Genomic DNA, 12,789 nt, shown 5'->3' with positions numbered 1-12,789 from the left:
TCTATACCTAATTATACCATTTTGACACTGGAGCGTTCAAGGAAAAAGAATGACTGAAAAAGCAGCGATTCATCCCCTACTTAGAAAGCTTGAAGTGGGGGTGTTCTCGCCGAAAATGATAAATATGATTCACCGTCTCATTGGTAACTGGCCAGCATCAACCTTATATATATATCGGTATATTTTTGCGCATTTACATTTCAAGAAATGCATCGTTGTTATTTTGAATTCCATTAGTCACGGATTCAAGCTGCTATTGAATTCAAAAATATGCAATTGAAGCAATTGTATCAAATCGGAAAGTCAGTGAAGAGAGGAGGCTGACAGCGGGCGAAAAACGGCAGCCTTTTTCTTGTTTCATGAAGAGAACTGTCTTTCTTTAAAAAAAATTTGTTGATTAAGAGGATATGAAAATAAGTTTATTAATTTTATTAAATTTTTTAGGATTTTGTCGATAACTTTATAAGTATTATTGTAGTCAATGTCGTTATGAGTCAGGAATGTTATGACAAGCCTAAAGGGTTGGTAATAAATATAATAAAATGAGGTGTCTGTCTTGAGGTGGTTCTACAATTTGGGAACATCGGCAAAGCTAGTTTCGGCGTTTATCGTAATGGCGGTTACCGTCGGATTAGTTGGAATCTATGGGTTAATCAACTTAGGGAAAGTGAATGAGCAGCTTGATTTTATGTACGAAGAGCGGGTTGTTCCAATTAGTGATATAGGGAGTGCAGAAACAAATTATCAACGTATTCGGGTAAGCATCCGGGATATGGTGTTTGTAGCGAAAACTTCGGAAGAAAAGAAAAAGTTCGCGGATGCCATTAAGGAAATCCAGGGTGAAATTGAGGCGAGCATTGAAAAATATGAAAGTACGTATGTAATAGAATCAGAACAGCAGCTGCTTGACCAATTCCATCCTGCCTTGGAAGAATACTACAACTACTTAGCAGCAGCTCAAGAATATGCTTATGCAAATGACACGGCTGCCTACCTTAAATTAGCACCCGCATTTAAGGCTTCGGGTGATGAAGTACAGTCTATTCTAAAGGAATTGATAGAACTAAATAAAGAGCTTGGTCAGCAATCGAGTGAAGAAGCAGCTGCGTTAGAAAATTCTGCCCGCACCATTACAATAGCGGTCATTATTTTTGCGGTACTCTTTAGTGTAGGAATTGGGTATCTCCTCGCTCGAATGATTTCAAAACCATTAAATAACGTGGTGTCTTTAGTAGAAAATGTGTCGAAGGGTGATTTAACGGAAACTACCGACATTGATACAAAGGACGAGATTGGCCTATTAGCGAATTCAGTCAATAATATGGTATTAAGTTTGAGAAAAACAGTAGGAAATATCTCAGCATCCGCTGAAAATGTAGCTGCATCCTCACAAGAAATATCTGCCACAACAGAAGAAATTGCAAGCAGTGCTTCTAGCCAGGCAAATGATGCTCAAACGATCACTGAGTTATTCCGAGACATTGCTTCAAGTTCAGAAAGCCAGGCTGAAGATGCACAAGCTATGAAAGAACGGTTTAAAGAATTAAATGATGCGATTGAGTCGATTGCAAAGAGTGCCGAAGAGACGGCTGATCTTTCTGATGGAATGCTGCGGGTGTCGAAAGAAGCCGGGCAGGTGGTCCAAACCTCTATGGAAGGTATGAACAAGGTAAGTGAACAAATGACGATTTTAGAAGCAGAAGCAAATAAAATCGGAAGTATTATTAATGTGATTAATGACATTGCCAACCAAACGAACCTTCTTGCATTAAATGCAGCAATAGAAGCAGCACGTGCAGGAGAACAGGGAAAAGGATTTGCAGTAGTCGCTGATGAAGTCCGGAAGCTGGCTGAACAAAGCAGCAGTGCAACCAAAGAGATCGTGGATATCATTCATGGCATCCAAAGCCATACGAAGCAAACAGTGGAATACGTAAATGATGGAGTAGGGGCGACGAATGAGACGGAGAAGGCATTTGCGTATATCTCTGAGATGGTGAATGAAGCTGCAGGAAAAGTAAATGAGATTGCGGCTGCCAGTGACCAGCAGTCTGCACAATCAGATGAAGTCATGCGATCGATTGAAAGCATAGCGTCTGCGAGTGAACAACAATCGGCTCAAATAGGTACAGTCATGAAGTCAGTCGAAAGTATTGCAGGAGCCAGCGAAGAAGCCGCGGCAGCAAGTGAAGAAACAGCGGCAACCTCTCAATCCCTTGCAAATCTGGCAGAGGATCTGAATCATTCTGTTTCTATTTTTAAAGTCAAATAATCCAGCTGGTCTAATTAGATCGTGATCAATAAAAAATCGAGAAGCCCTGACTTTTTTGGAGTTGGGGCTTTTATATTAAAGACAACTCGCTTTTGGAACCTTGGTTTATTTCAGGTATGGAAAAAAGGCGACTTGAAATACGTCGCAAAAGTGCAGGTGGCTAGGTCTACTGGGTCTGCTTGGTCTTGCTGGTTCTAGAACAAAAGTCAAAAGAGAAATGAAAAAATGATCATCCATGAGCATCCACACAAGAAGGTTATTAAAGTTTATGAAGGATTATCTATGGGAATAAAGCTACTAGCAAAAAATAATGATTGTGAAAGTATCACTTCTTAGTCGAAGTGACAGATAGGAGGGTGTATAAATGGAGGAAGGGATAACATATTCTTTAGAGGTTAACGGCAAAGACACTCGCAATTCCTTTAATTATGAGACGATGAGTGAAGCGAGCGAAGCTTACGCATTTCTTTCTAGAAAATTTATTGAGCATAGGATAAATAATAAAAGTTCTGTAACTTCTGATGAGGAGCTTGTACAACTAACCATTAGTGATATGTTCATTGGAACTTTTCCAAACAACACTGCTCCATCGATTGTTCCAGAAGACTGGTTCAATAAAAATATATATGAAGAAATGTTAGAAGCTGCTAGGGATTATTATGAAAAAACAAATGAACTGGCGGCAGATTAAGACACTCAAAAAAGGAGTGTTTTTTTCTTTGCTCCAAAACAAATCATTAAAGGAGGCTGGTGGTGATGTGACGTGGCGAGGCCAAGAAATCCGAAGCGTGATGAAGCATTTCAGCTTTGGCTAAATAGCAAGGGTAAGATTAAGCTTATCGAAATTGCGGCTACATTAGAGGTATCCAATCCGCAGATTCGAAACAAGACGGATCCGAACACTGATCTGCTGAACATTATGTAAGATATGCGCGATATGCTTGAGGAGCTCGAGTCATGTCCTGCAGGTGAGCAGGTGAACTATCATTGTGTGCTTTCTCCTGTGGTGAATGTGGATGTACTTGGATTAAGCAAGGAAGGGAAATGAAAAATAGATACTTTTCTTCCATTAGGTTAAAATAATGATTAAGTTAACAGACAATTTTCGACAAGGTGTAGGAGGAATAAAGGTGCACAGAAATAAAGAGCTGGGCGAGTTTCTAATAGAAAGAGCCTGGGAAGTCACTGAGGAATGGTATAAATCCTTAGATAAAAGTGAATCGTTTGGAGTTTATTCCAGTACTAATTCTGAAGATGTTAAATTATTAAAAACACAAAATTATGAATTCCATCGTCGTTTTTTCCAATTGTTTATTGAAGAAGAAGCCAAGTTCAAAGAGGGGCTTGAGGAATGGCTGATTTATTTAGCGGATGACGCGCACCATTTAGCAACGCCTGTTCATTTTATAGTGAGAGAATTTTTTAGCGTGCGAAACCAGTACTTAAAGTTAATAAAAGAGTTTGTTTCTTTAAACGAGGGAAAATATTCCGAAGAGATTATTGAGCTATGGAATCAACAAATCATAGACGTCATGGATGATGTGGTAACCTGGTTTATGGAAAAGCATCACAAAGCTTCAACGATGAGGTTGAAAGGCCAACAAGAAATGATTAATGAATTAAGCTCACCCGTCATCAGTCTTAATAATAATATGGGATTATTGCCGTTAGTAGGTGATATTGATACAGCACGAGCAAAGTTAATACTCGAAAACACTTTGGAACAATGTTCTGAAAAAAGATTAAACCACCTTCTTATCGATCTATCGGGTGTCGTTATGGTTGATACGATGGTAGCCCATCAGATCTTTCAATTAATCGATGCGCTGAGTTTAATTGGAGTAAAAACGACTTTGTCAGGAATTCGTCCAGAAATAGCACAAACTGCTGTTCAGCTGGGGCTTAGCTTTGATAATGTATCGATTACATCTACGCTTTCTAATGCTATAAGTACTTATACTATCAAGGGTTAACAGCTTTGATTATTTAGCTGACAAATGTATATTAGTCGAAAAAGATATTACTAAGTGAAGACCGACCAAGTCGGTCTTTTTCTTTTGGCCTAAAGTAATCAAGCTCAGCTGATCAGTCAGCACCAATGTTTTAATAGGAAGTAAAATTCTTTATCAACAAAGAAGAAGAGGCATAGCAGCTCGTGTATGGCTTTGTTTGTGAGCGAACGTAGATAATGCTCATGCTGATTTTAATGCAGATGTCGATGAAGTGACTGTATCGTATATCCCATCTGCAGATTTCACGGTGGGGGAGCAAACGATCACAAAAGGTTCCTGGATCATAATCACAAAAGCATCCGATGAGATTTGAGAAGAGAGTGAACCTCTCCATCAAAGATTTTGATGGAGAGGTTCACTATAATACACTTCGATACTATGAACATGGACAAGCCAGGTTTGATTTTCTAATTGAGGGTTGTATGTTTTTTCAACAAATATCTTAACATAATCTTCTACCAAAGAAGCGATTTCACCAATAAGTAAATACGGATAAGAAGGCATCAGTATAAATGCCTTGTATCCGATTCCTGCCCTAAAATGATCTGACAGTACGGTATCGTGGGCAACCTTATGAGAATTTAAACCGGAAAATCTAGACAGCATTCTTTTATCCTTCCTTTCTTATTGACCCAAAGTGAGCGGAAATTCGGCGTTATAACCAAAATGTAGGGTCGATTGAACGGTGTGGTTCCACAAAAAACTAAACAATGAAGAATATATGTTATAAGTCGATTTAATATTCTTTGTATCCCTATAAAGAGATATATTCATGATAAGGCTGTAAGAACCAGCATAATATACTAGCCACTGTTCCCCTAGGTCTTTTAGTTGCTGTTCTTTTTTCAGCATTACAGAGAGTAGAAAACAAAAAAAGCCCCGATTTTGTTTGATCGGGGTTACTCCTTGGCTCGGTAATTTCGGTCCATTCCTCTAAGTTAATTGCTTTCTTTTGCCTTTGGGGATTAAAATCACGATATTGTACAAGTAACAACTCCGTTCCGTACCTCAACAAATAACAGCCCGGCTCGTTTTTATTCTCGTATATCCTCATGAACTTCCCCCTTTAAACAAATGTATTGTACATCCATACTTTATTATAGTAGAAACATAGTGGTAAATATAGTTATATTAACCACAAAATGTATATTCAGGCATGTGATTTTCAGGGGATTCAGTATTATCCAATTCCTTCATTGGGGTTATAAATATTTCTTTGCTATGTCTTTAAACGGGTCTCCTTTAATAACTCGTTCACCAGGACGCTGCCAACCAAGCCCCGCAATACAAGTGGACAATACTGTTTATTTGTGTAACTCCCATGTGATCAGCCTCCTGTGTTTCTTCCTGACATCGTGGGCACATTATAATAATCTTCACCTTTTTTATGCAATCAGCTCCTTTGCACACAAGATAACAGGAACCCTTTTCGTTTGTAGAAGTGCAATAAATCTATCCATTTCCAGCTGTGTTATGGATCGCCATAATAGCTCTTACTTAATGCAGATTCTAGGGATGAATATATCCATATGAAAATAGGTGATTTACGGAAAATATTTAATCGCATTTTTAATTTGTACAAAATACATAGTTACGAGAAGCTTATTTACTATATGCTTTTTAAAAAAAGACAAATTGTGCTAAACTTCTACCAAACAAACCGTATTGTAGCGCTACATGGAAAAGTTGCCTTTTATTTTTAAAATCATTTTCTGAGAGGCTGAAATGGGGTTGCAGAATGAACGTCGCTAAGATGCTTCTTTTTCTTTTCATTTATTTGTTTGCGTTTTATACATGGCTTTTTATTTCCTGGGAAAATGAATGGACTCGTTTTTTAGGAGCAAACCTTCTTTCGTTGGCAGGAAGCGCAGTTAGCTTCGCTGTTCTGTTCAAAACATATCGTGTTCTTTCACAAAAATACAGGTGCTTTTGGCTTTTATTAAGCATAAGTGCCTTATTTTATTTTGCAGGATATAGCGTATGTTTCTATTATCAAACGATTCTATCTGTTGCGATGCCATACCCAGGCTGGGCAGATTACATGTGGCTGACGGCTTACTTCTTTGCTTTGGCTGCTTTCCTATATGCCATCATATTGAGAGGTATCTCCGTATCGGTTAAACCGCTCTTTTTTAATTTGGTGCTCTTTATGGTGGTAGTTATTACACTTAGCCTGCAGTATATAGTCGAACCTATGTTTATAGAAGCAGGTTACACTACTACATCTACTTTTGTATCAATTGCGTATCCACTGTTAGATTTATGTGTTTTAGTCGCAATAATGATCTGCTACTATCTTGCAAGTTCTCGTTATGAACGAATTTTGATGGTGTTTTGTGGGACTGGATTCGTAGTGCAACTCGCTACGGATTTGATTTATGTTTACTGGGGCGGAGATAGTTTCGCTGATATGGGAACTTTCCTGGATCCACTTTGGCAAATTAATTTGTTGTTACAAGGAACGGCAGGATTATATGCCCAAAAGCACCTTAAGGAAGTTAAAATTGACTTATCGTTTTATAAGACAGTAAATTATAGCGTCTTGCCTTATATAGGGACTATGTTTCTTTTGACATTGATTGTTTATGAAAACTATGCAGACATGGATATTTTGCTAAAGGGCTGCATAATCGCACTTCTATTAATTATCCTGCGTCAGTTTGTTATCATGAAGAAAAATAAACAACTAATGGACGAATATAAGCATTTAGCGTATCACGATCCTCTTACGGGTTTAGGTAACCGCGCTAAATTCAAAGAAGATATAGGTGAAATATGCGGGCATTCTTCCGCCGATAACAAGGCAGCGCTCTTATTGATTGATTTAGACCGGTTTAAAGGAATAAATGACACTTTAGGGCATCAAGCAGGTGACTGTTTGCTAAAGGAGCTTTCTGAAAAGCTGGAAGGTGAAATAACAGAAAAGGGGACAGTTTATCGGATTGGTGGAGATGAGTTTTTGGTTTTGCTTCCGAAAATTGGCTCCACTTCCGATGCTCTTGTTATAGCGGAAGGGATTCTTGCAAATTCCCAACAACCGCTTTCTGTTCAAGGGAATGAATTTGTTGTAACACCAAGTATTGGTATCAGTATTTATCCGGAACATGGCCAGGATACTGAAACACTATTTCGAAATGCGGATGCAGCCATGTATCGGGCAAAAGAAAAAGGTAAAAATAATTATCAGGTATACAATTCGGCTTTGAATGACCTGTTACATGAAAGAATGCAGATCGAAATAGGTTTAAGAAGAGCCGTTGAAGAAAATGGATTTACTCTTTATTACCAGCCTAAAGTGGATTTGTATAGTAAGAAGATTGTTGGCATGGAAGCATTGATCAGATGGAAACATCCGGAATGGGGCCTCGTTCCACCATTTAAATTTATTTCCATAGCTGAAGAGACTGGGCAAATTATTTCGATTGGTGAATGGGTGTTGAGGGAAGCATGCAAACAAACAAAGAGATGGCAAGTGGAAGGTCTTCCGTTAATTGGAGTTTCAGTTAATGTATCTGTTCAGCAGCTCGAGCAGAATAACTTTATTCAAACGGTTACTGATATTTTAAAAGAAACGAATTTAAGTGCTCGTTTTCTTGAGTTGGAAATAACGGAGAGTGTAATACAAGATTTAAAGAGGTCTACAGAAATACTTCAAGACTTGAGGGAAATGGGTGTCCGAACATCCATTGATGATTTTGGTACAGGCTATTCTTCACTTAGCGTCATAAAGACTTTGCCAATTAATGTGATTAAGATAGACAAGTCGTTTATTGATGATCTGGATAATCCGGCTAATCAAGATTTGTTGAAAGCTATTATTTGGATAGGCAAGAGCCTGGGCCTGCAGGTTATTGTGGAAGGGGTTGAAGAAGAACAGCAGATGAATATGCTTCTTGAATATAATTGCCAGTTTGCACAAGGTTATCTTTTCGGAAAGCCGATGCCTCGGGAGGAGTTCGGAAAATTACTCTCTGGCCAGCAGAGAGATATATAGCTAAAGAATAGCCCCATGAGCTTTATTGGCTTAAGAGGGCTATTTCATTTGAAGAAGATGCTGCTTTTTTATTGCATTATAGGCCAGAAGACTCCATCAAATGGCGCAGCAATTAGTTGGAGAGGTTCACGATAAGATTACGATAAATCAATCAGCAAATTTAATTGTTATAATGTCCTTGAGCCAGTGAAAGCTGTCTGTCAGCAATAAACCGCTATTTTTTGGTGGGATAGAGGTAACAATCTTTTTGCCTTCTACATAAGGAAGTCCAAACGTATTTACTTGTAGCTCAATCAATCGCTGCTCAAGATAAGACTCCGTTACAACTTGCTGCATCTCTTCTAATGGCTGCAGTTGATCAAAAGGAAAAATTGTCGCTGCACGGCTAGTCCTATTTTTAAAAATCTGAAACTTTAGGTAAAATAATTCTGATGGTCGTTCCTTTACCCGGCTGACTGTTAACTTCTATACTGCCATCATGATTTTCGATAATTCTTTTACACATCATAAGGCCTAAGCCGGTCCCCTTCTCTTTCGTTGTATAGAAAGGCTCAAACAGTCTTTTTTGCCTTTCCTGTGAAATGCCATCTCCTTGATCAGCAATTTCTATTAAGAAGTCATTTTCATTTACATTTTTAAGAGAAACCACTATTTTCTGTTGACGACCGCTCGTTGCCTCAATAGCATTTTGTATCACATTTATTAAAACTTGCGTGAGTTGATTAGGGTCGCAGCGGGTGGTGAAAGTCAAATCACTATCTATCAATTCCACAATTTGTATATCTTTAAGAATCGCTTGAGGTTTCATAAATTCTATAACATAAGAAACTAAAGAATGGATATTTACATTTCTAATTTCCATATTTTCTTTTGGCTTAGCTATAAACATGAAATCATTGACGATGGTATTGATTCGTTTTAATTCCTGAAGTGCTATTTCAAGATAAGTATCCGTTATTTCATCATTTGAGCGTTCCTGAATCATCTGGACGAAGCCCGTGATAGACGTTAACGGATTTCGAATTTCATGTGCAATTCCGGCCGCCAACTCACCGATTAATGAAAGCTTTTCTAGTTCCTGAATCTTTAATACACTGTTTCGGTACTCTGTGATTTCAAAAACTGTGCCAGTTACTTCAACGACTTCGGAATTTATGATTATAGGAGTTAAGGAGGCAACGTAGTGAAAACCATTTAAACTTCCTTCTAAGCTGAAAATATTTCCATTCCATGCGGTTTCATAACAATAACGGGCCTCATTCAATTGGTCCCCAGATAAAAAACCAGATAAAGGTTTCCCAACAACAGATGAAGATGAAAGACCCAGCTTTTTTAGAAAAGAGCCTTCGCTGAACGTATGGATAAAATCATTATCTTTCTTTACAAATTTAAATACAAATCCATTTTGAATGGGGACACGGTGTTTATGTTGAATTTTACTGTTAAAAACGTGTTTAATTTCTTTATCGTTGTTATGATCCATATGTAGCACCTTCTGACTAATTAGTGATGAGAAACTCGAATCTTTGCAATCCGAAAAATGTATTTAAATTATACAATATATTAAAATATCTTTCTTTAAATAGTTGGAATATTTTAAAAATTATTCGAACAAAAAATTAGCGCCTAACCCCTTCAAAATCTTCGATTTAGTGGGGGTTAGGCACTGAGGTCGTGACTCTCCTTGTTCTTCTATGTATTTTTTTATTACATCGCTTGCTGCTTCAAATCAAAAAAGAAGCTGGAAGAAATCTGCACTTCTGGTCTCACTATCAGCTTCAAACGTTTATTGAATACAAAGAAAAAATGGCTGGTATTGGAGTCGAGTACGTGAATCCACATCACACTTCTCAAACGTGTAAATGTGGCCATGTAGACAAAAAGAATCGAAAAAGACACACTTTTTCGTGTGTCAAATGCCAGTATACACTTCATGCCGATGCCAACGCGTCCATTAATATTTCAAAAGCCATCAGTGGCCTTTCAAAAAAGAAAAACAAGCAAGCAGCTTAACCTAGTCCTGTAGTAAGAGCAGGACCGCCTGTAAGGTACATGTATGCCGAAAGCATATAAAACGAAGCAGGGCGGGCTGATGACACCGCCCCTAGCTGAAGGCGAGTTCTAAACAGAAATGGACTGGGAACGCGTTCGCACTTCAGAATCCCACCCGTCCCACCGCAAGGTGAAGGGCTTGCGGCTTTAGCCGTGGGAGTGTCAAAAAAAAGAAGGCTCGTCTGGTTTTATAGCTTCTTCAGCCGGCAGGAGAGAATGTTCAGCGACTGGAAGGATAATGGAGAAGCGTGTACCATTGCCTGGCTGACTGTCAACGTGTATCGTACCATCCATGGATTTCACGACACTGTAAACGACCATTGTTCCGAGTCCGGTGCCTATATCTTTTGTGGAAAAAAAAGGGTTACCCAGGCGATCAACCTGCTCCTTATTCATTCCGATTCCTGAATCTGCTACAGTAACCATGGCATTATCTTCAACCCGGTCAAGCCTAAGTTTTAGCTTTCCGCCTTTGGGCATTGCCTCGATTCCATTTTTCATGATATTGATCAGGCACTGATGAACTTTTTCCTTCTCACCAGCAATATAAATATTTTGTTCCAAACTCATTTCCATTTCTACATTATTCATGATAGCGTAAGGCTCAGTCATATTTTTAAGGTTCGTGAGTTCTTTATGGAGATCCAATAGCTCAATATTCTCTAATGAAGGTTTTGCAAAAGTAAGATAATCAGTAATGATACCCTCTGCTTTCTCTAAAGACTCTAGTGCGGTTTTAATGTATTCATCTTTATCTTGTTCTGCAAGACCGGGTTCACGCAGCAGCTGAACAAATCCTTTTGTGACAGTTAAAGGGTTTCTGACTTCATGGGAAATACTTGCGGCTAGTGTACTAACGGTCTTTAGCTTTTCAAACTTGTTTATCTCTTTTGTCAGAATGGCATCTTTTCTTGATTTTTCATTCAAAAATACAAAGAGCATAATTCCAACCGTTTGAATAACTTGAGTACATAGGATAAATACAAAGAGGTCAAGAGTAAAATCATCAGGCCTAATCTTAAGTACGAGGACTATTCTGACTATTAGTCCAAAAAGAGAAGCTAGTGAGGCAAGGTATAATTTATTTTTAATGCTATGAATCTCATGAAACCTCGGAATCAAATACCATAACGAAACAAACAGTAAGAAATAGACAGCGACAATCGTTTCAAAATGAGGCAGGTCTAAATAAAAGCGGTAAGCCAGCAAAGTAAAAAGTAAAGAAAGGGCAACCCTGCGTCCTCCGTATAATGCACCAATGATAAAAGGAGCTTGCCGGAAATCGGTCAAAAAGCCGGGAGAGAGTGTGATAGGGAATGTCATACATAGAATAATAGATATACCAGAAACGAGAGCAATGATAAATTCACTGGTTAATTTACCCGTTTTTGATTCAATGAATTTAAAATAAATGGAAAAACAGAAGTAAGTTAAAAAAATGTTTAATAGAAAGGTTTGTATGTTATCAACCAAGGTATGCAAGTTATCAACTCCCTGCCATGATCCATTTATTTAATTCTTATATAAAATAGCTTGTAATGCTGCTAAGGAGAAGGAGATCAATTTGCTTTTTGAAAAGTTTCTATTTTTAGCGTAACCAGGTTTCTATAATGGTGTTATTTCCCCTCATTTTCCTATAAAAAAGGACGAGATTCTATACAATTTGGTCGACAAATCCCGACAGAACCTTTCTTTTAAAATTAAGCATTGTTAAAGAACGTTGTTATTTTCTTAAACAAGTTAGAAAACGGACTGTTATACTCATGAGTAAGAAGGAAGCTATTCGCAGAGGAGACAAAAATGTTTGAGATAAAAACCTTTTTAGAGAAGCATGATTATGACCGTACCAATTTGTATTTTTTAAGCATCCAAGGGAGAGATACATTGGCTTGGATGAGTCATCAAAGCTAAAGGAATACTTTGGCCATAAGGATTTTACTCTTGAGTATAGTGAACCTCTCCACCTAGATCAAAGATTTTGATAGAGCATCCCTTATCTTGAATACAGTGCAGTATCAGCGGGTTAAGCTTCCTGCGGAAGCCCGGATGCATGATGGAGACTAATGAACGAAGACAAGGTCTGTGATGTCCTTACTGTTAGCTCAGGAACTTTTGCCTGAAGTGACAACCATTTCGTTTCCGAAGTGGGTTTTTGAAAAGCCCGAATGAAATAAAGGGCTCCGATGTTATAAGAAGCGGGCGGCGCTAATTTTTTGTTCAAAATGAGTTCAAAGCTCTATGCGGTGCTTTTTAAAGGTGTGTATCTCAATTTGCTGGAAGGGGAAATGGGGAAAGAAAAAAGTTAGTAGTAAATATTTTTGGAAAAAGTATTGATTTTAAGTTTTAAGGGTGGTATTATTTTATAGCTGTCGTTAGTGCAGGTTATTCCGCAGTAGCTCAGTGGTAGAGCAATCGGCTGTTAACCGATCGGTCGCAAGTTCGAGTCTTGCCTGCGGAGC

At 38.2% G+C, this 12,789-nt stretch carries 10 protein-coding genes, 1 tRNA gene and 1 pseudogene; 8 read left to right on the top strand and 4 right to left on the bottom strand.

Going from position 1 to position 12,789, the window contains the following annotated elements:
- The first annotated feature begins 574 nt into the window (after positions 1 to 574).
- The 5 genes and pseudogenes from L2D08_RS23070 to L2D08_RS24630 form a co-directional block, all read left to right on the top strand.
- Positions 575 to 2,272 carry a methyl-accepting chemotaxis protein gene (locus tag L2D08_RS23070; RefSeq protein ID WP_242237803.1) on the top strand — a complete coding sequence of 566 codons (1,698 nt, stop codon included), beginning with the start codon at positions 575 to 577 and terminating at the stop codon, positions 2,270 to 2,272.
- Positions 2,273 to 2,636: 364 nt separating this feature from the next.
- Entirely contained in the window at positions 2,637 to 2,963 is a 327-nt protein-coding gene (locus L2D08_RS23065) for a hypothetical protein (protein WP_242237796.1), read from the top strand.
- A gap of 72 nt (positions 2,964 to 3,035) precedes the next feature.
- On the top strand, positions 3,036 to 3,197 hold the full coding sequence (locus L2D08_RS23060) for a phage terminase small subunit-related protein (protein WP_242237794.1): 162 nt from the start codon (positions 3,036 to 3,038) through the stop codon (positions 3,195 to 3,197).
- Positions 3,198 to 3,402: 205 nt separating this feature from the next.
- Positions 3,403 to 4,245: an STAS domain-containing protein gene (locus L2D08_RS23055; RefSeq protein ID WP_242237792.1), complete on the top strand. Its 843-nt coding sequence runs from the start codon at positions 3,403 to 3,405 to the stop codon at positions 4,243 to 4,245.
- Positions 4,246 to 4,462: 217 nt separating this feature from the next.
- Positions 4,463 to 4,597: pseudogene (locus L2D08_RS24630) on the top strand (XkdF-like putative serine protease domain-containing protein); the annotation flags it as partial.
- A 20-nt stretch (positions 4,598 to 4,617) separates the two neighbouring features.
- Here L2D08_RS24630 and L2D08_RS23050 read toward each other — a convergent pair.
- A complete protein-coding gene (locus L2D08_RS23050; RefSeq protein WP_242237790.1) occupies positions 4,618 to 4,890 on the bottom strand; it encodes a hypothetical protein in 273 nt (90 codons plus the stop codon).
- 1,132 nt (positions 4,891 to 6,022) lie between these two features.
- Here L2D08_RS23050 and L2D08_RS23045 point away from each other — a divergent pair.
- Positions 6,023 to 8,278, top strand: coding sequence for an EAL domain-containing protein (locus tag L2D08_RS23045; RefSeq protein ID WP_242237789.1), 2,256 nt, complete (start codon positions 6,023 to 6,025; stop codon positions 8,276 to 8,278).
- A 147-nt stretch (positions 8,279 to 8,425) separates the two neighbouring features.
- On the opposite strand, the gene L2D08_RS23040 is transcribed toward L2D08_RS23045, so the two are convergent.
- Together L2D08_RS23040 and L2D08_RS23035 are read right to left on the bottom strand one after the other, a co-directional pair.
- The gene (locus L2D08_RS23040) at positions 8,426 to 8,614 is read right to left on the bottom strand and encodes a hypothetical protein (RefSeq protein ID WP_242237786.1); all 189 of its coding nucleotides are present in this window, start codon (positions 8,612 to 8,614) and stop codon (positions 8,426 to 8,428) included.
- 61 nt (positions 8,615 to 8,675) lie between these two features.
- Positions 8,676 to 9,761, bottom strand: a complete 1,086-nt coding sequence (locus L2D08_RS23035; protein ID WP_242237785.1) for an ATP-binding protein — start codon at positions 9,759 to 9,761, stop codon at positions 8,676 to 8,678.
- A gap of 191 nt (positions 9,762 to 9,952) precedes the next feature.
- Here L2D08_RS23035 and L2D08_RS23030 point away from each other — a divergent pair, with 191 nt between their 5' ends.
- Complete coding sequence (locus tag L2D08_RS23030; RefSeq protein WP_375337638.1) at positions 9,953 to 10,291, top strand: zinc ribbon domain-containing protein; 339 nt, start codon at positions 9,953 to 9,955, stop codon at positions 10,289 to 10,291.
- Positions 10,292 to 10,492: 201 nt separating this feature from the next.
- Here L2D08_RS23030 and L2D08_RS23025 read toward each other — a convergent pair whose 3' ends face one another.
- On the bottom strand, positions 10,493 to 11,812 hold the full coding sequence (locus L2D08_RS23025; RefSeq protein WP_242237780.1) for a sensor histidine kinase: 1,320 nt from the start codon (positions 11,810 to 11,812) through the stop codon (positions 10,493 to 10,495).
- A 904-nt stretch (positions 11,813 to 12,716) separates the two neighbouring features.
- On the opposite strand from L2D08_RS23025, the gene L2D08_RS23020 reads away from it, so the two are divergent.
- A tRNA-Asn gene (locus L2D08_RS23020) sits at positions 12,717 to 12,788 on the top strand.
- Position 12,789: the final 1 nt, after the last annotated feature.

Origin of the sequence: Domibacillus sp. PGB-M46 (assembly GCF_022668875.1) — a bacterium.
Classification (GTDB): Bacteria; Bacillota; Bacilli; order Bacillales; family Domibacillaceae; genus Domibacillus.
This window is presented reverse-complemented; position numbering and strand designations above follow the sequence as displayed.